Source organism: Streptomyces sp. NPDC001231, from assembly GCF_042896885.1.
GTDB lineage: Bacteria > Actinomycetota > Actinomycetes > Streptomycetales > Streptomycetaceae > Streptomyces.
Genome location: NZ_JBIAXS010000004.1, coordinates 159948 through 180122, shown reverse-complemented (window position 1 = coordinate 180122; position 20175 = coordinate 159948). Strand labels below are relative to the sequence as shown.

Sequence of the window (20175 nt, the reverse complement as noted above, 5' to 3'; positions counted from 1 at the left end):
GGTGTCAGTGGCGCTGTTCACCGGATCTCGTTGCGTTTCGGCCGGTATGCGGGCGTGGTCGTCTCAGTCGCGGTGGTGCAGGAGTGCGAAGCCGTCCTGCAGTGCCACCAGCTCGTATCCTCTCTGGCGGTCGGCCGTCAGGTGCTGCTGTTCGGCTTCGGCGCTCAGCGGGGCGCCCAGCCACCCTCGCGCTCCGGGCGGAGCCCAGGTGTCCACCATGATCCACTGGGGGTTGGGGCGGTTGCCTTCGGCGCCGTAGATGCTGACGCTCGTGCGGTTGGTCAGTTGGGGCACCAGATGGTCGGACGCCTGGACCGTGGCGCCGTCGGGGATGAAGTTCATCAGACGACGGGCGACGGCGACACGGGGATCGGTCCGCCAGGTGTCCGGCTGGAACAGCTGGAACAACGCGAAGCTCGGAAGGATGGCGAGGGTGATCGCGGCGGAGCCCGCGAGGTAACGCCGCAGACTGGGCCCGCTCGTCCCGCGCCGCACCAGGGCGTCGACGAACGCCGCGAACACGATCGGCATCAGGATGAGCGAGTAGTGGAAGCCGGTCCCCCAGTGCAGGCCGTTGTTGGACGCGAAGCGCCACACCAGGGTCGGCACGGCGACCCACAACAGGGGGGACCGCAGCGCCAGGAACAGGGTGGGGGCCAGCACCAGGAGGAGAGTCGTCACCTTGGTCTGCGGGGTGACGAGACCGATCGTGCCCCGGTGGAGCAGGTCCAGCAGGCCGCCCGCACCGCTTCCGGCCGTTCCCGGGGCGCCGGAGGAGCCCTGCAACAGGGACCAGTAGGCGAAGGACCCGTTCGGGCTGAACGCCGGCAGAATCACGAAGAGCGCGAGTGCCGCCCCGACGAGACCGACCGCGGCCGCGAACAGTCCGAGCCTGCGGTTGCCGCGCCGGGCGATGACGAGACCGATGGCGAGAACCGTGAGCCCGAGGTCTTCCTTCACGAGCAGGAGGGGCAGGGCCCAACACCCCGCGGCGACGAGCCGGTCGTTGCCCAGGGCGGTGAGTGAGAGGGTCAGGAGCGGCACGGCGAAGGCGACTTCGTGGAAGTCGTAGCCGACCGCGCTGGCGATTCCCCAGGACAGTCCGTAGCAGGCACCGATCACCGCGGCGGCCGGAACGCCAAGGGTCCGACGCGCCCAGAGAGCCAACGGGACCACGCTCACGGCGATCAGAGCGGCCTGCACGACGAGGAGGGTCTCCGCTCCCTGATACACCCAGTAGAGAGGCGCCATCAGCGCCAGGATGGGAGAGAAGTGATCCCCCAGGACGGGAAAGCCCTGCCCCTTCACTTCGGAGACCGGCAAATGCCCTTCCGCGTAGGAGCGGACGACCTGCTCGAAGATTCCCAGGTCGTAGCTGCTGGTGATCATCCGATGGTGGAGGTGCAGCGACAGCGCCGCGTACATCACGAAAAGCGTTCCCGCCAGGGCCCAGATCCACCAGATGCCGGCGAAGCGGCCTGAGTACGGTGATTCGGCCGCCTCCGATTTCTTGGACGACGACTGTGCGGGGACCGCTGCGCTTTTGGTGGACTGTGCTTGCATTGAGAGCCCTTCGGGGAACCGGAATTGGCAGCCATCAAGATGCCAGCCGTATGCGGTATTCGACTGTGACGCGGCGTCGACCAAACTCCCGTGTGGTCAGAATCCGCCGAATGGCCGCATGAGAGGGCGGTGCGCCCTCACCGGCCCCGCCGAGGCTCGGCGCGCTCCGTCTTCTGCCGACCGCCCCCGACTTCTTGTGGCCGACCCCTCACGCCATCACAATGCACATGACAAGACAGTGGGACCGGAAGATCTCCGGTCCCTCACGTCTGAAGAGGGGACCCCCACAGATGAACAAGCCTCTCCTTGCCGCGCTCGCGACCCTGGTGATCACCGGGGCGGGCATGGCACCCGCGGCCGCCGCCACCCAGACCAGCGGCGCGGCGTCCGCCCCTGCGAAGGGGACGGCCGGCGCGAGTCCCGCGCTCGCGGCCGTCGACTTCGCCGGCACCGTCGCGCTGAGCAACTGCTCCGGTTCGGTCGTCCGCCTCCCCGGCTCCGCGGACGCCGACCCGGCGCTCGTGCTCAGCAACGGCCACTGCCTGGAGACCGGCTTCCCGTCGCCCGGCCAGGTCATCGTGGGCCAGACGTCCAGCCGCACCTTCGGCCTGCTCAACTCGGCCGGCACCCAGGTCGCGACGCTCCGGGCGAACAAGGTCGTCTACTCGACCATGACCGACACGGACGTCACGATCTACCAGCTCACCAGCACCTACGCGCAGATCAGGAGCTCCTACGGCATCAACGCGCTGGCCCTGAGCGACACCCACCCGGTCGCCGGCACCGCCATCAAGGTGGTCTCCGGCTACTGGAAGCGGATCTACAGCTGCAACATCGACGGCTTCGTCTACCGCCTGAAGGAGGGGAACTGGACCTGGAAGGACTCCGTCCGCTACACCTCCGCCTGCGACACGATCGGCGGCACCTCCGGCTCGCCCGTCATCGACACCGCCACCGGCAAGGTCGTCGCCGTCAACAACACCGGCAACGAGAGCGGCGGCCGCTGCACCGTGAACAACCCGTGCGAGGTCGACGCGAGCGGCACCATCACCGTCCGGCGGGGCATCAACTACGCCGAGCAGACCTACCAGATCCCCGCCTGCTTCGGCACCGGCAACCAGCTCGACCTGACCAGGAGCGGCTGCACCCTGCCCAAGCCCTGACCGGAGAAGCACAGGGCGGGGCGGGCGGCCGGCACTAGGTCCGGCGGACCGCCCGCCCCGCCAGTACGTCGGTGCGCCGGCCGTCCTCGATCACGAACCGGCCGTCGATCAGGACGTACGGAATCCCCGTCGGCAGCGCGCGCGGCCGTTCGAAGGTCGAGCCCGGCGCGACCGTGGCCGGGTCGAACAGGACCAGGTCGGCCCGGTACCCCTCGCGGACCACACCCCGGTCCGGCAGCCGCAGCCGGGCCGCCGGGCGCCCCGTGAGGTGCGCGACGCACTCCTCCAGCGACAGCACGCCCAGCTCCCGTGCGTACCGGCCGAGGTATTGCGGGAAGGTGCCGTAGGCCCGTGGATGCGGCTTGGTGCCCCGCAGGATGCCGTCGGAGCCGCCGGTGTGGACGCGGTGGCGCATGATCGCCCGGACGTTCTCCTCGTGGCCGACGTGCTGGAGGACCGTCGTGCCCAGCCGGTCCTCCACCAGCAGCCGCCGGGCGGTGGTCCAGGGCTCCTCGCCGCGCCGGGCCGCCGCTTCCCGGACCGTCAGACCGACGTACCCGGCGAGCGCGGGGACGGTGACCCCGGAGATCTCGATCGTCTCCCACTCCACCGGGACCCCGTGGCAGCCGTCCGAGCCGGTCACCTCCAGGTGCCGGCGGATCCGCTCCGCGGTGTCCTCGTCGGCCAGCCGCCCGAGGACCGCCTCCGGGCCGCCCTCGCCCGCCCAGCTCGGCAGCAGGGCCACCAGGGTGGTGCAGCCGGGGGTGTAGGGGTACGTGTCCAGGGTGATGTCGGCGCCGGCGGCGAGCGCCTCGTCGAGGAGGGCCAGCAGTTCGCCGGCGCGGCCCTTGTTCGGGCCGAAGTTCATGGTGGCGTGCGCCAGGTGCAGCGGGCAGCCCGCCTCGCGCGCGAGCCGCACCGTCTCCGCGTACGCCTCCAGGGCTCCGGCGCCGTAACTGCGGTGGTGCGGGCAGTAGTAGCCGCCGTGCGCCGCCACCACCCGGCACAGCTCGGTCAGTTCGGCGTCCCCCGCGTACATCCCGGGGGTGTAGGTGAGCCCGGCGGACATGCCGACCGCGCCCTGCTCCATGCCCTCGGCGACCAACCGCCGCATCCGGTCCAGCTCTTCGGGCGTGGCCGCACGGTCCTCCCAGCCGACGGCGAGCGCGCGGACGGTGCCCTGCGGGACCAGGTAGGCGGCGTTGACGGCGATGCCCTCGCCGTCGAAGCCGTGGTCGAGCCGGTCCAGGTACTCGCCCACCGAACGCCAGGTGAAGTCGATGTCGTCGCCGTCGCCGTTCCAGCCGCTGATCGCCCGGCGCACCTCGGCGAGGGTGCGGTCGTCGACCGGCGCGTACGACAGCCCGTCCTGCCCGACGACCTCCAGCGTGACGCCCTGCGCGGCCTTCGCGCTGTGGTCGGGGTCGCGCAGCAGGGCGAGGTCGCTGTGGGCGTGCATGTCGATGAAGCCCGGGGCCAGAACCAGGCCCTCCGCGTCCAGCTCCCGCCGTGCCCGCGGGCGCTGGCAGCCGGCCGCCGCGGCCTCCTTGACGACGGAGACGATCCTGCCGTCCTTGACGGCCACGTCGGCGCGGTAGGAGAAGGCGCCGGTGCCGTCGGCCACGTCCGCGTCCCGGATGACGAGATCGGCGTAGTCGGCGAGCTCCACCGGGTCCATGGCGGCGCCTCCCGAAGCCCCTAGAAGAACGTACGGACGTATTCGACGACGGTACCGTCCGCCTCGGCCACCGGGATGAGCGGCCACTTGTCGAAGGACGTGCACGGGTGGGAGAGCCCCAGGCCGACCCAGTCGCCGACCTCCAGCTCCGCCCCGGAGGCGGTGCTCAGCCAGGCGTGCTGGTCGGACAGGCCGGTGACCTCCACCCCCGTCGCCGGGCGTTCGACGCCGTCCCGGCGCACCACCTGGGCGATGGGCAGGTCGAGGTCGTAGGCAGCGTCCCGCTTGCCCGCGTTGGCGAAGGCCTGTTCGGGGCTGGGGCGGGAGACCACCTGCGCCCAGAGGCGGAAGGCGGGCTCCAGGGCGCCCTCCGCGGGGACGCGGTTGAAGGGCGTGATCCTGCGGTAGTGCCCGTCGTCGTGCGAGACGTACGCGCCCGAGCGCAGCAACTTCAGTACCGGCAGGGAGAGTTCGGGGATCCCGGTGAACACCTCGGCCACCGCGTCGAACCAGGCGCTGCCGCCCGCGCTCACCACGATCTCCTCTGTGCGCGCGAACTTCCCGGCCTTGTCGAGGTCCACGGCCAGGGCGACGAGCCGGGCCAGCCACGCCCGCACCCGCTCCGGGTCGGCCTGCGGCACCTCGCCCTCGTAACCGGCGACCCCGACGAGACGCAGGGTGTCCGCGGCCGCCACCGCGTCGGCGACCGCCAGGCACTCGGCCTCCGTGCGCACACCGGTCCGCGCGCCCTGCCCGGCTCCCAGCTCGACGACCACGTCCACCGGACGGGCGGCCCCCTCCAGCGCCTCGTCCATCAGCCGCACCCCGCGCACGGAGTCGACGTAGCAGACGAAGCGGAAGGAGGGATCGGCGGCCAGTTCCGCGGCGACCCAGCGCAGGGCCGCCGGGTCCACCAGCTCGTTGGCCAGGAAGACCCGGCTGATGCCGAACGCCCGGGCCACGCGCACCTGGTGGGGCACCGCGAGCGTGATGCCCCAGGCGCCGTGCTCCAGCTGGCGGTGGAAGAGCTGCGGGGCCATGGACGTCTTGCCGTGCGGGGCGAAGGCGAGGCCGTGGCGGGCCGCGTAGGTCTCCATCAGCTTCAGGTTGTGCTCCAGGCGCTCCGCGGAGAGGGCGAGCACGGGCGTGCTGAAGCCGTCGGTGAAGAGGTTGCGGCGCTGGGCGGTCAGCTCGCCGACGGTCAGGCCGTCCGCGTCCGGCGGGAGGCCCTTGAAGCGGTGGTCGACGCGTTCCTCGGCCAGCCGGGCGAGCGCTTCCGTGCTCATCGAGCTCCCTTCAGAATCGTTGCAATGTGTGCAACGGTCATTGCGTACAGTGCTTGTCGGTGTCTAGCATCTCGCCGAAGTCGGGTCAATGTCCGCGGCCCGCCGGGTCGATGCCGGCGCCCCGGACCCCGAAGGGAGTCACCATCGTCGACGCCGCCCACGGAACGTCCGGCGCGCCCGCCGTCGTGGACGTCGTCACGCTCGGCGAGTCGATGGTCACGTTCCCGCCCTCCCGTCCGGGCCGCCTGGCCGGCATGCCCTCCTTCGAGTGGGCCGCCGGCGGTGCCGAGCCCGATGTGGCCTGCGCCCTCGCCGCAGCCGGGCGCCCCGGCACCGCGCCCACCGTCCCCGGCGACCTCGCCACGCCTCCCGCCCGGCACCACGCCGGCCGGCCGGCCGTCCTGGGCGAGGCGGCGTGGGGAAGACTGCGACTCGGCCCCGGCCGGACGGGCTCCGCGCAAGGGGCCGAGGAGGAGGTACGTACGCCATGAGCCAGACCGTCGACCGGGCGCTGAGCATCCTGCCGCTGCTCGCCGAGGGTCCCGCCGACCTCGGGCGGGTCGCCGACCGCCTCGGCGTCCACAAGTCCACCGCGTTGCGGCTGCTGCGCACCCTCCACCAGCACGGGCTCGTCCACCGCCAGTCCGACCAGCGCTACCGGCTCGGCGCCCGGCTCTTCGCCCTCGCCCAGGAGGCGATGGAGAGCCTCGACGTGCGCGAGATCGCCCATCCCCACCTGCTGGGCCTCGGCGAGCAGTGCGGGCACACCGTGCACCTGGCCGTCCACGAGGACGACGAGGTGCTCTACATCGACAAGGTGGACAGCCGCTACCCGGTACGCATGTACTCCCGGATCGGCAAGCCCGTCGCCATCACCGTCGCGGCCGTGGCCAAGCTGCTGCTCGCCGACCTGTCCGAGGCCGAGCGGCGCGTGATCGCCCAGAGGATCGACTACCCCATGTACACGGCCCGTTCGACACCGAACGCCGCCGCCTTCCTGAAGGAGCTGGCGACGGTGCGCGAACAGGGCTGGGCCGCCGACCTCGGCGGCCACGAGGAGTCCATCAACTGCGTCGCCGCGCCCATCCGCGGCGCGGACGGCCGGGTGGTCGCCGCGATGTCGGTCTCCGCGCCGAACGTCGTCGTCACCGCCGACGAACTCCTCGCCCTGCTCCCGCTGGTGCGCCGTACCGCGGACGCCATCAGCGACGAGTTCTCCGGCAGAAACCCAGTGAAGGACCCCGTATGAGCGACACGACGGCCAAGATCGCCCTCACCCCCGCGACGCACACCACCCCGCCCGCGAAGTTCTCCCACGGGGTGCGGAAGGGCAACATCCTCCAGGTCGCCGGCCAGGTCGGCTTCCTGCCCGCCGAGGAGGGCGTGCCCCCCACCCCGGCCGGCCCGACCCTGCGCGAGCAGACCCTCCAGACCCTCGCCAACGTCAAGGCGATCCTGGAGGAGGGCGGCGCGACCTGGGACGACGTGATGATGATCCGCGTCTACCTCACGGACGTGGACCACTTCGCGGAGATGAACGACCTCTACAACACGTACTTCGAGGAGCAGGGCCTCACCCAGCCGCCCGCCGCCCGCACCACCGTCTACGTCGGCCTGCCCGCGGGCCTGCTCATCGAGATCGACGCGCTCGCCGTGCTCGGCTGACGCGTCTTGGCCATCTTCGTATAACGAAGTCGGGGCTGGTTGTGTCCGGCACAGGTTCGTCGACCATACTGCCCGCTGTGGAGCAGCGCATAGGTTCGAGCAGCCAGCCCCTGAAGGCCGAGCCCGTGAAGGGTGCCGGGTTCGACCCGGCCCACATCCCCGGGCTCACCGCACCCGCGACGGCGGAACCGGAGGACGCCCGGCCGCGGCAGGCCGAGCAGCCGCCGGCCTCCGAGCCGCCGTCGGCCGCGGAGGCGGTCACGGACGACGCCGGGACCGCCGGGAAGGCGGAGCGGCAGGAGGAGGAGCGGTCGGAGGAGCGGCAGGAGGAAGTCGTCGACGGTCCGGTCTTCGAGGCCGCCGACCGCCGGGCCCGCATCGTCGCCGACCACAGGGGCGTAAGCCTCTGCCTGGACGACCAGGAGTGCGAGTTCCGCTGGGACGAGATCGGCGCCGTCGAGACGGCGACCCCCCGTTTCGGCAAGCGGTTCACCATCACCGTCCACACCCCGGACCGGCGCTGGTACCCCATCGAGATCGAGGCCCCGGCCAGGGCGCGCTTCGATGAATGGGAGACGCGACTGGACGCGGTCCTGGACGCGTACTTCGAGGACGGCGCGGCGGACGAGGACGGCACCGCCGACAAGGACGACGCCGCCGACAAGGACACGGCGGACGAGTCGCCTACCGGCGACGCCTGACCCCGACGATCCCGACCCCGGCGGTACCGGGCCCCGGTGACTGCCGGGGCCCGGTACCACGTCGGAGATCAGCCCTGCGGATGCCACCTCGGGTCGGTGGCGATCGCCTTCAGCTGCTTCATGGTGAGCGCCGGCTTCTCGCGGGTCGCCGGAGTGTTCTGCGCCCCGGAGTTGAAGGCGCTGATCACCACGCGCCGGCCGTCGGGCCGGATGGTGTCCACGCTCCACAAGACGATCCCGGAGATGCCCTTCTCGCCGGACTGCCGGCGCGTGACCACCTTGGTGCCGTCGGACAGGACCTCGGCGTCCGGACCGAACAGCTCGTCATCGACGTCGCCCCGCGTGTCCAGCTGGACGTTGACCTGCACGAGGCTCGTGCCCCTGCCGTCGTCCAGGACGACGTAACCGAAGCCGTCGTCGTGCGGACCGCTCTTGCTGACGATCTTGATCCCGGGCGGCACCAGACGGCTGAGCACCGCCGAGATCGAGCCGCCGGGGGTGAGCGGCCCCGGGTCCGGCTCGGCCGGGCGGTCGCCGAGGGGCATGGCGTCGGCGGCCGCACGCAACTCGTGCGCGGTGGCGAGCGCCTTCAACCGAGGCAGGTCAAGGGGTGGTTGCTCCCGGGAGACGGGCGAGTCCTTCTCGGTGGCGCTGTTCCACTCCTGGATGCCGATGTGCCCGCCCGCCGGCGTGACGAGGTCGGCGGTCCACCGCTTCGTGCCATTGCGGCTGTTCGGGTACTCGTACCCCTTCAGGAGCATGAGGGCGGAGCCGTCGGAGAGCTTGGTGGAGGTGCAGGAGTCGTAGACGATGAACAGCTTGTCCGGGCACTGGGTGGTCTGGCGGGCCTCCTGGCTCCCCGGCTGCACACGGTTGAGGTACACGGCGACGGCCGCCTTGCCCCCGCCGTCGTCGTACACGACGCTGGCGTAGGAGTCGTGGTCCGTGCTGCCTCCGTCCTTGTTGCTGATCCGCCCCTTGGGAAGCAGCGTTTCGAGGGTGCGGACGAGCTCGTCGCCGGACATCACGGTCGCGGCGGTCGTCTCCAGGGCGGTGGTCTTGGGGGCGGTGGCGCCGGCCCGTGCCGAGGGTCCGGCGGCCGCGGACCGCTGTCGTACGCCGTCCCCCTGGCCGCCGGGAAGGAGCAGGGCCCCGCCCAGCCCGACGAGCGCCACCGCGGCCGCACCGCCCACGACGGCGGCGGCCCGCCGTCGCGAACGCAGCCGCCGCCCGTGCGCTTCGCCGCGGGCGGCCAGCGTCTGCTGGTCGGTTCCGAACGTGGTGCCGGTGTCCCGCAGGACGTCGGCGAGCCGTTCCTCGAAGGGGTCGTGGTCTGCATCAGGCATGGCGAACCGCCGTTTCCGCATGGGTGGTCGTTGATCCGGTCGTGGGCGGGAGCAGGTCAGAGACTCGCGTACTCGGCGAGCGAGTCGCCGAGCAGCGCACGCAGCCGGGCGAGGGCGCGGACGCACCGGGTCCGGACGGCGGCCGAGCTGGCGTTCAGCGCGGCGGCCGTCTCCTCGATGCTGCGGTCCTCCCAGTACCGCAGGACGACTACCGCCCGGTCCTTGGCGGACAGCTGTCCGAGTGCTTCCAGGAGGGTCAGCCGCAGCGGCGCGTCGCCGCCGCTCTGCGGCTCGGGCATTTCGGGAAGGACGTCGGTGGTGCGTTCCCTGCGGCTGCTGTGGCGACGCCGGTGGGCGAGGAACGCGCGGGTCAGGACGGTCTGGGCGTACGCGGCCGGGTTGTCGGCGCGGGAGATCCGGCCCCAGCGGAGGTACACCCGGCCGAGGGTCTCCTGGACGAGGTCCTCGGCGAGATGGGTGTCACCGCCGGTGAGCAGACAGGCCGACCGGTACAGATGCCCGGCGCGTGTCACCGCGAACTCCTGGTACGCGTCGGTCCAGTCGTTCCGGTCCTGCCCCATGTGCCCTCCTTGTGTTCCCCGCGCGTTCCGTGGCCCCCCGAACGCGCCCCCACCTCATTGATGCGGTGAAACCCCCGGAATGTTTCACGGGACTTCGGCGCGGGCGGGCGGGAACGCCGAACGGCTGCCGCCGCGCCCCCGGAGGAGGGCGTGACGGCAGCCGTGAAGGGCTTCCGTGGCGTTACGGCAGGGCGTGCACGTGGGGGCCCACGGTGTTCGACCAGGCGTTGCCCGCCGTCGCGTCCCAGTTGGTGGACCAGGTCATGGCGCCGCGCAGGGCCGGGTAGGTCTTCGAGGGCTTGAAGGAACCGCAGTTGGTGCCCTTGGCCAGGCAGTCCAGGGCGTTGTTCACCACCGTCGGCGAGACGTAGCCGCTGCCCGCGCCCCTCGTGGAGGCGGGGACGCCCAGGCCGACCTGGGACGGGGCGAGACCGCTCTCCAGCTGGATGCAGGCGAGGGCGGTGAGGAAGTCGACCGAGCCCTGGCTGTAGACCTTGCCGTCGCAGCCCAGCATGGAACCGCTGTTGTAGTACTGGGTGTTGACGACCGTGAGGATGTCCTTGACGTTCAGCGCGGTCTGGAAGTAGCCGGCCGACGTGGACTGCATGTCGATGGTCTGCGGGGCCATCGTGAGGATCAGCGACGGGCCCGCCTTGCCGGACAGGGCGCGCAGGGCCTGGGTCATGTAGGTGGCGTTCAGGCCGTTCTCCAGGTCGATGTCGACGCCGTCGAAGCCGTACGTCTGCATCAGCGAGTAGACGGAGTTGGCGAAGTTGGTCGCGGAGGCCGAGTCGCTCACCGAGACGGTGCCCGTCTCACCGCCGACCGAGATGACGACCTTCTTGCCGGCGGCCCGCTTGGCCTTGATGTCCGCCTTGAACTGGTCGACCGTGTAGCCGTTCAGGCCGGCCGAGTCGAGGGTGAAGTTCACCGCGCCCCGGGTGGCGGTCGCGTCGGCGAAGGCGACGGCGATGATGTCGTACTGCGACGGCACGTCCGAGATCTTCTGGACCGTGGCGCCGTTGTTGAAGTTCTGCCAGTAGCCGGTCACCGCGTGCTTCGGGAGGCCGCCCCCGCCCCCGCCGGAGGACGCCGTCGTGCCCGTCACGGCCGCCGACCTCGCCGACTCGCCCGCCGCGTTCGTCGCCGTCACCTGGAAGGAGTACGAGGTTGCGGCCGCGAGACCGGTCACCGTCGCCGACGTGCCGCTCACCGCGGTCACCTTCGAGCCGTCCCGGTAGATGTTGTAGCCGGTGGCACCCGAGACCGTGTTCCAGGACAGCGACACCGACGAGGACGTCGTGCCCGTCACCCCCAGGCCGCCCGGCGCGGACGGCACCGTCGGGGCCGGGTCACCGCCGCCGCCCCCGTCGGGGCCGAAGACGGAGACGTCGTCGGCGAAGTACGCCGCCTGCCCGTACCAGCCGTGCAGGTACACCGTCACCGAGGTCGTCGAGGAGCCGGTGGTGAAGGTGGTCGAGAGCTGCTTCCAGCTCGCCGAGTCGGGCGTCCAGGTGGAGACATCCGTGGTGCCCGTGCCGGTCGCGCCGAGGTAGGTGTACCCGCCCTGCACCCATGCGCTCAGCGTGTACGTCGAGTTGGGCTTGACCGCGACCGCCTGGGTGCACTGGGCGTTGTCCAGCCCGGCCGGTGTGGCCTTCAGCGCGGCGGAGCCGCCGTGCACGGGGGAGGAGACGGTCGTACCGCTGCCGGCCGAGCAGGACCAGTTGCTCAGGCCGGACTCGAAGCCGGCGTTCTTGGCGTTGTTGACGTCCGCCGCCGACGCCTGGCCGGCCCCGGCGAAGGAGAGGGCGAGGGCGGCGGTGACGGCTCCCGACCACAGGCGCAGCCGTCCTGTTCTGGGTCCGGGCATGCCTGGTACGCGGTCCACTGGGGCCTCCGGTGGGGGAGAGGGGGTGAAGGGGAGGGCAGGACAAACGGTGGCCACCGCTTGGCGTACAAGTTGGTCCAGACCATTTGGCTTGTCAAGAGGTCCAGACCAAAGTCGCCTCCGGTCCAACGCCCCTGTCCCGCGCTCCCGTTACGGCCGCGCCTCTTCCTGTCGGCGCTCCAGCAGGAGGCCCAGCGCGCACCCGGCCAGCAGCACCCCGGTCGACATCCACATCGCCAGGGACGACAGTCCCGCACGCTCCCAGTGCAGCGACACCGTCAGCAGCTGCGCCGCCACCGGAACCGCGCACGCCGCCACCGCGTGCCGCGCGGGGATCTCCCGCCACGGTGCCGGATGCACCCGCGCCGCGGCCCAGGTCGCCAGCACGACGCACACCAGGTTCGGCAGGTGGACCAGTGCCAGCGCGGCGCCGAACGAGCCCACGCCCCGCGGGCCGACCAGATTCCCGTACAGCAGCGTCATCTGCGCGTACTCGGTGACGACGAGTACCACCACGCCCACCGCCCAGGCCCGGACCAGCGGCATCACAGGAGCCCTGCCTCCGTCCCCACCACTAGTGCACCCGCACCGAGTCGATGATCCCGCGCAGGTCCGCGGACGACAGCACGCCCCGCGCCGCGTCGATCCGGATCGCGAAGGTCCGGTCGGTCGAGTCCAGGCCCGTCAGGATCACGCCCCGGATCGGCGTGCCCTTGGGCGGGTCGCCGTCCTCGCCGGTCGACTCGAAGGTGAAGTCGATCCGCTTGGCCTGCTCCGTGCCGGCCGGCTTCACGTCCTTCTCCCCCTCCACCTTCGCGCCCATCCGGATCCCGGCCTCGGCGGCGATGGCGGCCTGCTCCGCGGAGTCGGCCCGGGTGAAGTCCAGTTGGACGGTGATGATCGAGACCGTCCGCCCGGACTCCTCGCGTACGGCCGCCGCCGCGTTGTACTTGCCGCGCTCGGCCGCGCTCTGCTCGACGTAACCCCCGGAGCCCGCGGGATACGACACGGAGACGCCCTTCGTGCTCAGCGTGCCCCAGCCGTCCGGCACGGAGGCGGAGCCCGCGTCGCCCTTGCCGCAGCCCGTGAGGGCGGCCGCGGCGGCGAGCAGGCCCGCGATCAGCAGTCGTGTCCTCATCGGAGCACCAGCCCTCCTGTCGGCGAGATCACTTGGCACAGTAGCTGTAGGGGACGTAGGACCGGCGGTCTCCGTTCGGAGCGCCGAGGAACCGGGCGTCCGTGAGGGTCTCCGCCTTCTGCTCGGTGCTGACCGACAGGCCGAGGCTGAGCCCGAGGTTCAGCTCGAAGCCGTACTCGGCGGCGTTGACCTGGCCGGTGTACGTCATCCTGCTGGACGTGCCCTTGTCGAAGACCAGTTGGCCGAAGGGGTCGTCGGCGCCGGGCCGTCGGGTCGGCGCGTGGTCGTCGAACATGTACTGGAAGGGCGTCATCAGCTGCTCGTCGGTGCCGCTCAGCCACTGCTCGGCGACGGCCCGGTCCCGGTCTCCGGCGGGACCGGGGTCGAAGCTCAGGGAGGTGGTGACGACCTCGATGCCGGTGGAGCTGTCGGTGCCCTTCCCGCTGACCCCGCCGCCGCGCTCGTCCTTGCCCGGCTTGCCGTTGCCCCCGCCGATTTTGGCGCCGTCCTTCTGACCGCCCTTCTCGACGGTGCGGGTCATGTTGACGCCGACCAGTTTGCCGGTGGACTTGTCGTAGGTGACGGTGATGGTGCCGGTCCGGGTGGTGGAGGCCGAGGCGTCGCCCTTGATCGGGCCTGCCTCGTAACTCGCCTTGGTGCCGTACTCGATCGACGAGGAGTACGTGTACGACTTGGTGTTCTTGTAGGCGTTGTCGGTCCAGGTGATCTCGGGGGAGTACTTGAAGTTGCCGCCGAGCGCGGCGCTGAGCTTCTTGTCGTCGCCCGCCGAGATCTTCAGGCCGGCCGCCGCGGACGCCTCCAGGCCCACCTTGCCGTAGGTGATCTTCCGGTTGTCGCCCAGCGCCTTCTTCACCCGGTTCTCCGTGTCCTCCTCGTCCTTGAGCGGACCGGTGCCGAAGAGGTAGAGGATGCTGTCGCCGAGGCTCGCGTCCGCGCCGCCCGGCGACTGGCGCCGCATCTGGTACATCTGGAGCTTCTCGACGTCGTCGCGGAACCTGCGCGCCTCCTCGGGGCTCTCGAACACCCACGTGTCGCCGTTGGTCACCTTGATCCCGGCGCCCAGCTCCACCTTGTCGGTGCCGGCCTTCCCCAGCTTCAGCCCGGGCTTGAAGTCCTTCTTGGCGCCGACGGAGGCCACGTCCGTGAAGGTGAGGTAGACCAGTTCGTCCTGGTCGTCGACCTTGCCGTCGTGGTTGACGTCCGTGTGCGCCGTGAGGTGCTGCTCCTGGAAGCCGTACTCCTTGCCGATCTCCCAGAACAGGATCTTCGCCTTGGAGCCCGCCTTGTCGCTGACCGTCGAGACCTGGCACAGCGCCGGCTCGAAGTCGGCGTCGGTCAGGGCCCGGTCGTCCCCCTGTGAGCTTCCGCCGCCGCAGTCCGTGCCGCCGGTGACCTTGCAGATCTCGGCGGCGATCCCGTCGTGGACGGTCCGGCCGATGCCGGTGGCGCCGATGCCGAGCACGACGGCGACGACGACCACGACCATGCCGAGGTACTCGGTGGCGGTCGCGCCCGAGTCGTCGTACCCGTACGTTCTCCGGCACGTCCGTCTGCCGCCCCCGCGAGCCATGCCGCACCCCTCCTCGCACCGTGGCAAGCGCCATTCCGGTCGGCGAGCGTAGGTGCGGGCGACGCCGGGCGGCGTGGGCCCGCGGGCCCAAACCCGGGCCCACGGTCAACGAGTTGCGTCCGGCCCATGCTTTCGGGTCGGGTCGGGATGCTCAGCCTGCCCCGGTTTGAAATGACTTGCGCAAGGAGAGTTGGCGGCCAGGTACAGAATCGCTGTTCTCCGGTCACAGGGGCGTGGATACAGTGCTGAGGTGGTCACGCAGTGAAGTCAACTCGGTGTGCCGGATGACCACCGGCGGGCCGACAGGCGTCTAACGGGGAGCTGCGCGTGTCAACTGCCATTGCTGTGACGAGTGCCGACATGGCGCTGCCCGCGCAGGACGAGCGGACCGTGCCCGCCGTCGTCCTGAAGGACCTGGACCGGCAGCCGCTGGAGCAGACGCTCGACGCCATGAAGGCCCTGATCGACCACCACGGGCACGTCGTCGTGGTGTGCTCGGACGCCGTCCCCAGCGGTGTGGAACGGCGGCTGCACACCGTCCGCTCACTGCTGGAGAGCGACCGCATCGCCCTGTTCCGGCCCGACCTGCCGCCGCTCGGACTCGCCGTCCTCGCCCGCCAGTTGCGTCAGCTCGCCTCCTGCGACCTCAGCCCCGGAGTGCTCGCCTCGGCCGGCCGGCTGCTCACCCACTACATCCACGCGGGCGCCGTCCTGGCCTCGGTCGCGCGCCTCGACCGCGTCCCCGTCGGTCTCAAGGCGCACGCCAAGTCCTGGGTTCCGGGCAGCCAGTTCGGCGTGATCGCCCACCCGGAACCGCAGCTCGTCCGGATCGGCCCCGAAGCGACCCTGGCCGGGCCGGACTTCGGGAGCTGGATGCTGCTCGCCAAGGGCCAGCTCCAGTCCGACTGGGTCGGCTCCACCCTCGCCCCCGCGTGGAACGCGCTGGGGCTGCGCGAGATCGGCCTGCCGGCCGAGTCGGCCACCTGGTGGGGCACCGGCAAGCTGATCGAGTTCTGCACCTACCTGCCCGACCTGTCGGTGCTCTACCAACTGGTCACCTCGGTCCGCCAGGGTGTGTGCCACTGGTGCGGCATCGACGTCATCGGAGACCGCTGCGTCTTCTGCTCGGCCACCCCACCCGTCCCCGAGAGCCGGACACCCACCGGATGAGTACCTGAACCACCGGCACCACCGTCATTCGATTCCGCTCGACTTCGCCGACCGATATCCCAATGAGGTTGCACGGTTCATGAACTCCCGTCAGCGCCGCGGCGTGATACTCCTGATCCTGTCCGTCATCTGCGCCCTCGCCGCGTTCGCGGGCGTGCTCTCCGTCATCAGCGACGTCAAGTCCAGAGTCGGACCGGAGGTCGCCGCCTACCAGCTGCGCACCGACGTGGCGCCGTACACGACGCTGAGCACGGGCCAGTTCGAGAAGGTCAAGATGCCCAAACGGTGGCTGTCGCCGAACGCCGTCACCGACCTCGGGCAGATCCAGGGCAAGATCGCGGTCACCACACTGCGCAAGGGCTCCCTGCTCCAGAGCGACATGATCGTGAACCAGCCCGCCCTGCAACCGGGGCAGCAGGAGGTCGCCATCATGATCGACGCGGCGACCGGCGTGGCCGGCAAGATCACACCCGGCTCCACGGTCAACGTCTACGCCACCTTCGGCGGACAGCGGCAGGGCGATCCCGCCCAGTCCAAGATCATCGTGACCAACGCCAAGGTCCTCGACGTCGGCAGGATCACCGCACTCCAGCCGAACGCCGACAACCGGGCCCAGCAGCCCACCGACGCCGTCCCCATCACCTTCGCGCTGTCCACCATCGACGCCCAGCGCATCACCTACGCCGAGTCGTTCGCCCAGCGGGTCCGGCTCGCGCTGGTCGCTCCCGGCAGCGACACCAGCGTCCCGGCCAAGGACCGGACCTACGAACTCGCGAACGACAAGTGAGAGGCCGGCAGGCATGACCACCAGGATCCTCCCGGCCGTCGGCGACCCCGACGCGGCCCGTTCCATCACCACCCTGCTCAGCCAGCTCCCCGACGCCGAGCCGGTGGCCCCGGTCGTCGACTCCACCCAGCTCATCGACACGCTGGCGCGCCTGGCCGCCGAGTCCGTCGACGAACTGCCCGAGATCGTGGTGGTGCACGAGCGGATCGGCCCGGTGCCGGCCCTGGAACTGATCCGCGAAGTGGCCCTGCGCTTCCCGGCGGTCGGCGTCATCCTCATCACCTCCGACGCCAGTCCCGGCCTGTTCTCGGCCGCGATGGACTCGGGCGCGCGGGGACTGGTGGCCCTCCCGCTGAGCTACGAGGAACTGGTCAGCCGCGTCCAGGCGGTGGCCCAGTGGTCGGTGGGCGTACGGCGGCACCTGGGCCACGGCGGAGACGTGTTCACCGGGGCCGGCGGCCGGGTGGTGACCGTGAGCGGAGCCAAGGGCGGGGCGGGTGCCACCCTCACGGCGATACAACTCGCCCTCGCCGCCCAGGCCTCCGGGCGCGGCACGGCCCTGGTCGACATGGACCTCCAGTCCGGTGACGTCGCCTCCTTCCTGGACGTCCAGTTCCGCCGCTCGGTCGTCGACCTCGCGGCCATCACCGACATCTCCCCGCGCGTCCTGGCCGACGCGATCTTCCGCCACGACAGCGGGCTCGCGCTGCTGCTCGCCCCGGGCGAGGGCGAGCGCGGCGAGGAGGTCACCGACCGGTCCGTCCGCCAGATCGTCAGCGCGCTGCGCTCCCGCTACGAGATCGTCGTCCTGGACTGCGGCGCCCAGATGAGCGGGGCGAGCGCGGCGGCCGTCGAGATGGCCGACACCGCGCTGCTCCTTACCACTCCGGACGTGGTCGCGGTGCGCGCGGCCAAGCGGACCGTACGGATGTGGGACCGGTTGCAGATCCGCAAGGCAGAGGAGACGACCGTCGTCGTCAACCGCCACACCCGGTCGACCGAGATCCAGCCGCCGCTCATCCAGAAGATCACCGGCACACCGGTGGCGGCCACGGCGATCCCCGCGGGCTTCAAGGAACTCCAGGGCGCGGTGGACGCAGGACGCATCCACGAACTGGAGAGCAAGAGCACGGTCAAACAGGCGCTGTGGGGGCTCGCCGGCGAGCTGGGCATCGTCAAGGCACCCGAGGGCGACCGCAAGGGCGGGCGGCTGCGGGGCGACCGGGGGTCGGTGAGTTTCCGGCGCCGCAGGGAGGCAGGGGGATGAACGTGCGGGCAGGCACAGGGAAGAGGCCGCCGGCCGGGCGGCTCCGCTCGGACAGCGGGCAGGTCGCCGTCGAGCTGCTCGGCATGACGCCCACGATCCTCATCACGCTGGTGCTGCTGTGGCAGTGCGTGCTGCTGGGGTACACGTACACGCTTGCGGGGAATGCTGCGGACGAGGCGGTACGGGCGGGGACGGCGGCCGATCGCGGCAGCAGGAACGCCGCCTGCCAACAGGCCGGGCTCGACAAGTTGTCGGCCGCGTGGCGAAGGGGGGCTGAGGTGGGCTGTGAGACGAGCAACGGCTACGTACGGGCGCACGTCGGCCTCAAGGTGCCCGTCCTGTTCCCCGGCACGATCGACTTCCCCATCACGGTCACGGGTCACGCCGGCGCCGTGGAGGAGGCGACGAACTGACATGCCGTACGAAGGCGTACGCCGCGACCGCCGCCATGACCGGGGCCAAGTCGCCATCGAGTACCTGGGGTTCATCCCGATCCTGATGCTGCTCGCCATGGCCGTCATCCAGATCGGGCTGATCGCCTACACGGCCCAGCAGGCCGGTACGGCCGCCCGCGCGGGGGCGCGCGCGGCCTCGCTCCGGCAGGGAGCCGAGCAGGCCTGCGCGAACGCGGTCAGCGGCTGGCTGGCGGACGGCACCAGCTGCCCGGCCTCGTACGGCGGCCAGGAGGTCACCGTCACCGCGGGCGTCGACATCCCCTCGATCGTCCCCGGCTGGAACTTCGGCCGGGCCCACAAGACCGCCACCATGCCGCTCGACCACTGAGGCCAAATGGACCACTGAGACCGTTCGACGACTGAGACCGTTCGACGACTGAGACCGCTGGACGACTGAGACCGCTGGACGACTGAGACCGCTGGACGACTGACACCGCTCGACGAGTGAGACCGCAGGACGACTGAGACCGCTCGACCACCGGCCAGGACCGGCGCGACAGCACCGGCCAGGACCGACTCGACCACCGACCAGGAGCGAGGAGCACCGGACCCATGAGCCTCCGCGCACGCATCAACTCCCCGGAGGAGAAAGGCAGCCGGGGCGAGGACGGCCACCTCGTCGCCTCCTACCGGGCCAAGCTCCTGGAGGAGATCGACCTCGCGGAGATGAGCTCGCTGGCCGCCGCCGAGCGCCGGGCGCGGCTGGAGCGGGTGCTCGGGCACATCATCAGCCGGGAGGGCCCGGTCCTGTCGACCGTGGAGCGCTCGCAGCTGATCCGCCGGGTCGTCGACGAGGCCCTGGGCCTGGGCATCCTCGAACCCCTCCTCGAGGACGCCTCCATCACCGAGATCATGGTGAACGGACCCGACGCGATCTTCGTCGAGCGCGGCGGCCGGGTCGAGCAACTGCCCATCCGCTTCGCCTCCGACGACCAGCTGATGCAGACCATCGAGAGGATCGTCTCGACGGTCAACCGCCGCGTGGACGAGTCGAACCCGATGGTCGACGCCCGCCTGCCCTCCGGCGAGCGCGTCAACGTCATCATCCCGCCGCTCTCGCTCACCGGCCCCACGCTCACCATCCGCCGCTTCCCGCGCTCCTTCACCCTCCAGGAGCTGATCGGCTTCGGCTCGCTCGACGAGCACATGCTGTACCTGCTGGCCGGCCTGGTGCAGGCGAAGTTCAACGTCATCGTCTCCGGAGCCACCGGCACCGGGAAGACGACCCTGCTCAACGCCCTGTCCGGGCTGATCCCCGAGGGCGAGCGCATCATCACCATCGAGGACTCCGCCGAGCTCCAGCTCCAGCAGACGCACGTGATCCGGCTGGAGTCCCGGCCGCCGAACGTGGAGGGCCGCGGCCAGGTCACCATTCGCGACCTGGTGCGCAACTCGCTGCGCATGCGCCCCGACCGCATCGTCGTCGGTGAGGTCCGCGGCGGCGAGTCGCTCGACATGCTCCAGGCGATGTCGACCGGCCACGACGGTTCGCTCGCCACCGTGCACGCCAACAGCGCCGAGGACGCGCTGATGCGCCTGCAGACCCTCGCCTCCATGTCCGACGTGGAGATCCCCTTCGTCGCCCTGCACGACCAGATCAACAGCGCCGTCGACGTGATCGTCCAGCTCACCCGCTTCGCCGACGGCGCCCGCCGCGTCACCGAGATCGCCCTGCTCGACAGTCATGGCAGCGAGCCGTACCGGCTGGCCACCGTGGCCCGCTTCGCCGCGCAGCCGATGGCGGCCGACGGCCGGATCTACGGCGCCTTCGAGTACCACCCCCTGCCACGCCGCACCGCCGACCGCCTCTACATGGCGAGCCAGCCGATCCCCCAGGCCTTCGGCGTCGCCCAGTCCGCAGACCAGCTGGCCACCCGAGAAGCCAGGTAGGAA

19 protein-coding genes and 1 pseudogene are annotated in these 20175 nt (G+C 71.0%); 11 read left to right on the top strand and 9 right to left on the bottom strand.

The window, feature by feature from the left end; genetic code table 11:
* Positions 1 to 63: 63 nt before the first annotated feature.
* The gene (locus tag ACFY3J_RS07090; RefSeq protein WP_390840470.1) at positions 64 to 1563 is read right to left on the bottom strand and encodes a DUF2079 domain-containing protein; all 1500 of its coding nucleotides are present in this window, start codon (positions 1561 to 1563) and stop codon (positions 64 to 66) included.
* Positions 1564 to 1853: 290 nt separating this feature from the next.
* Between ACFY3J_RS07090 and ACFY3J_RS07085 the strand changes: the two genes are divergently transcribed.
* Complete coding sequence (locus tag ACFY3J_RS07085) at positions 1854 to 2726, top strand: trypsin-like serine peptidase (protein ID WP_384172120.1); 873 nt, start codon at positions 1854 to 1856, stop codon at positions 2724 to 2726.
* A 34-nt stretch (positions 2727 to 2760) separates the two neighbouring features.
* Here the strand turns inward: ACFY3J_RS07085 and ACFY3J_RS07080 are convergent, their stop codons facing one another.
* Both ACFY3J_RS07080 and ACFY3J_RS07075 read right to left on the bottom strand, forming a co-directional pair.
* Positions 2761 to 4404, bottom strand: a complete 1644-nt coding sequence (locus ACFY3J_RS07080; protein WP_384172117.1) for an amidohydrolase family protein — start codon at positions 4402 to 4404, stop codon at positions 2761 to 2763.
* 20 nt (positions 4405 to 4424) lie between these two features.
* Complete coding sequence (locus ACFY3J_RS07075) at positions 4425 to 5690, bottom strand: amino acid deaminase (protein ID WP_384172114.1); 1266 nt, start codon at positions 5688 to 5690, stop codon at positions 4425 to 4427.
* A gap of 110 nt (positions 5691 to 5800) precedes the next feature.
* Here ACFY3J_RS07075 and ACFY3J_RS07070 point away from each other — a divergent pair.
* The 4 genes and pseudogenes from ACFY3J_RS07070 to ACFY3J_RS07055 all read left to right on the top strand — a co-directional run.
* Positions 5801 to 6013, top strand: a pseudogene (locus tag ACFY3J_RS07070) (sugar kinase); the annotation flags it as partial.
* 164 nt (positions 6014 to 6177) lie between these two features.
* A complete protein-coding gene (locus ACFY3J_RS07065; protein ID WP_390840469.1) occupies positions 6178 to 6939 on the top strand; it encodes an IclR family transcriptional regulator in 762 nt (253 codons plus the stop codon).
* Positions 6936 to 7355, top strand: coding sequence for a RidA family protein (locus ACFY3J_RS07060; RefSeq protein ID WP_365430011.1), 420 nt, complete (start codon positions 6936 to 6938; stop codon positions 7353 to 7355). Before ACFY3J_RS07065 ends, ACFY3J_RS07060 begins: the two co-directional genes overlap by 4 nt.
* 77 nt (positions 7356 to 7432) lie before the next feature.
* Positions 7433 to 8056, top strand: coding sequence for a hypothetical protein (locus ACFY3J_RS07055; RefSeq protein ID WP_390840468.1), 624 nt, complete (start codon positions 7433 to 7435; stop codon positions 8054 to 8056).
* Between the two features lie 68 nt (positions 8057 to 8124).
* Here the strand turns inward: ACFY3J_RS07055 and ACFY3J_RS07050 are convergent, their stop codons facing one another.
* The 6 genes from ACFY3J_RS07050 to ACFY3J_RS07025 form a co-directional block, all read right to left on the bottom strand.
* A complete protein-coding gene (locus ACFY3J_RS07050) occupies positions 8125 to 9402 on the bottom strand; it encodes a hypothetical protein (RefSeq protein ID WP_390840467.1) in 1278 nt (425 codons plus the stop codon).
* Between the two features lie 56 nt (positions 9403 to 9458).
* Positions 9459 to 9983: a SigE family RNA polymerase sigma factor gene (locus ACFY3J_RS07045; protein ID WP_384172101.1), complete on the bottom strand. Its 525-nt coding sequence runs from the start codon at positions 9981 to 9983 to the stop codon at positions 9459 to 9461.
* A gap of 181 nt (positions 9984 to 10164) precedes the next feature.
* Positions 10165 to 11874, bottom strand: a complete 1710-nt coding sequence (locus tag ACFY3J_RS07040) for a chitinase (protein WP_384172098.1) — start codon at positions 11872 to 11874, stop codon at positions 10165 to 10167.
* Between the two features lie 150 nt (positions 11875 to 12024).
* Positions 12025 to 12420, bottom strand: coding sequence for a hypothetical protein (locus ACFY3J_RS07035; protein WP_384172629.1), 396 nt, complete (start codon positions 12418 to 12420; stop codon positions 12025 to 12027).
* A gap of 28 nt (positions 12421 to 12448) precedes the next feature.
* Entirely contained in the window at positions 12449 to 13012 is a 564-nt protein-coding gene (locus tag ACFY3J_RS07030) for a hypothetical protein (RefSeq protein ID WP_384172095.1), read from the bottom strand.
* 28 nt (positions 13013 to 13040) lie between these two features.
* Complete coding sequence (locus ACFY3J_RS07025; protein WP_390840466.1) at positions 13041 to 14603, bottom strand: hypothetical protein; 1563 nt, start codon at positions 14601 to 14603, stop codon at positions 13041 to 13043.
* A 360-nt stretch (positions 14604 to 14963) separates the two neighbouring features.
* On the opposite strand from ACFY3J_RS07025, the gene ACFY3J_RS07020 reads away from it, so the two are divergent.
* The 6 genes from ACFY3J_RS07020 (at position 14964) to ACFY3J_RS06995 (ending at position 20172) form a co-directional block, all read left to right on the top strand.
* Positions 14964 to 15773 carry a hypothetical protein gene (locus tag ACFY3J_RS07020; RefSeq protein ID WP_384172626.1) on the top strand — a complete coding sequence of 270 codons (810 nt, stop codon included), beginning with the start codon at positions 14964 to 14966 and terminating at the stop codon, positions 15771 to 15773.
* A 79-nt stretch (positions 15774 to 15852) separates the two neighbouring features.
* Positions 15853 to 16560, top strand: a complete 708-nt coding sequence (gene cpaB / locus ACFY3J_RS07015) for a Flp pilus assembly protein CpaB (protein ID WP_390840465.1) — start codon at positions 15853 to 15855, stop codon at positions 16558 to 16560.
* A gap of 13 nt (positions 16561 to 16573) precedes the next feature.
* On the top strand, positions 16574 to 17827 hold the full coding sequence (locus tag ACFY3J_RS07010) for a CpaE family protein (RefSeq protein ID WP_390840464.1): 1254 nt from the start codon (positions 16574 to 16576) through the stop codon (positions 17825 to 17827).
* On the top strand, positions 17824 to 18240 hold the full coding sequence (locus ACFY3J_RS07005) for a pilus assembly protein (protein ID WP_384172084.1): 417 nt from the start codon (positions 17824 to 17826) through the stop codon (positions 18238 to 18240). The genes ACFY3J_RS07010 and ACFY3J_RS07005 overlap by 4 nt, the downstream gene beginning before the upstream one ends.
* A gap of 1 nt (position 18241) precedes the next feature.
* Positions 18242 to 18610 carry a TadE/TadG family type IV pilus assembly protein gene (locus tag ACFY3J_RS07000; RefSeq protein WP_384172081.1) on the top strand — a complete coding sequence of 123 codons (369 nt, stop codon included), beginning with the start codon at positions 18242 to 18244 and terminating at the stop codon, positions 18608 to 18610.
* A 224-nt stretch (positions 18611 to 18834) separates the two neighbouring features.
* Complete coding sequence (locus ACFY3J_RS06995) at positions 18835 to 20172, top strand: CpaF family protein (RefSeq protein WP_141358905.1); 1338 nt, start codon at positions 18835 to 18837, stop codon at positions 20170 to 20172.
* Positions 20173 to 20175 lie beyond the last annotated feature (3 nt).

What these genes read in the sequence shown, in the direction of transcription:
- cpaB (WP_390840465.1), top strand. Translation starts at nt 15,853, where the DNA reads ATGAACTCCCGTCAGCGCCGCGGCGTGATACTCCTGATCCTGTCCGTC.
- ACFY3J_RS06995 (WP_141358905.1), top strand. Translation starts at nt 18,835, where the DNA reads ATGAGCCTCCGCGCACGCATCAACTCCCCGGAGGAGAAAGGCAGCCGG.
- ACFY3J_RS07065 (WP_390840469.1), top strand. Translation starts at nt 6,178, where the DNA reads ATGAGCCAGACCGTCGACCGGGCGCTGAGCATCCTGCCGCTGCTCGCC.
- ACFY3J_RS07050 (WP_390840467.1), bottom strand. Translation starts at nt 9,402, where the DNA reads ATGCCTGATGCAGACCACGACCCCTTCGAGGAACGGCTCGCCGACGTC.
- ACFY3J_RS07045 (WP_384172101.1), bottom strand. Translation starts at nt 9,983, where the DNA reads ATGGGGCAGGACCGGAACGACTGGACCGACGCGTACCAGGAGTTCGCG.
- ACFY3J_RS07005 (WP_384172084.1), top strand. Translation starts at nt 17,824, where the DNA reads ATGAACGTGCGGGCAGGCACAGGGAAGAGGCCGCCGGCCGGGCGGCTC.
- ACFY3J_RS07030 (WP_384172095.1), bottom strand. Translation starts at nt 13,012, where the DNA reads ATGAGGACACGACTGCTGATCGCGGGCCTGCTCGCCGCCGCGGCCGCC.
- ACFY3J_RS07060 (WP_365430011.1), top strand. Translation starts at nt 6,936, where the DNA reads ATGAGCGACACGACGGCCAAGATCGCCCTCACCCCCGCGACGCACACC.
- ACFY3J_RS07080 (WP_384172117.1), bottom strand. Translation starts at nt 4,404, where the DNA reads ATGGACCCGGTGGAGCTCGCCGACTACGCCGATCTCGTCATCCGGGAC.
- ACFY3J_RS07075 (WP_384172114.1), bottom strand. Translation starts at nt 5,690, where the DNA reads ATGAGCACGGAAGCGCTCGCCCGGCTGGCCGAGGAACGCGTCGACCAC.
- ACFY3J_RS07025 (WP_390840466.1), bottom strand. Translation starts at nt 14,603, where the DNA reads ATGGCTCGCGGGGGCGGCAGACGGACGTGCCGGAGAACGTACGGGTAC.
- ACFY3J_RS07000 (WP_384172081.1), top strand. Translation starts at nt 18,242, where the DNA reads ATGCCGTACGAAGGCGTACGCCGCGACCGCCGCCATGACCGGGGCCAA.
- ACFY3J_RS07085 (WP_384172120.1), top strand. Translation starts at nt 1,854, where the DNA reads ATGAACAAGCCTCTCCTTGCCGCGCTCGCGACCCTGGTGATCACCGGG.
- ACFY3J_RS07010 (WP_390840464.1), top strand. Translation starts at nt 16,574, where the DNA reads ATGACCACCAGGATCCTCCCGGCCGTCGGCGACCCCGACGCGGCCCGT.
- ACFY3J_RS07090 (WP_390840470.1), bottom strand. Translation starts at nt 1,563, where the DNA reads ATGCAAGCACAGTCCACCAAAAGCGCAGCGGTCCCCGCACAGTCGTCG.
- ACFY3J_RS07035 (WP_384172629.1), bottom strand. Translation starts at nt 12,420, where the DNA reads ATGCCGCTGGTCCGGGCCTGGGCGGTGGGCGTGGTGGTACTCGTCGTC.
- ACFY3J_RS07020 (WP_384172626.1), top strand. Translation starts at nt 14,964, where the DNA reads ATGGCGCTGCCCGCGCAGGACGAGCGGACCGTGCCCGCCGTCGTCCTG.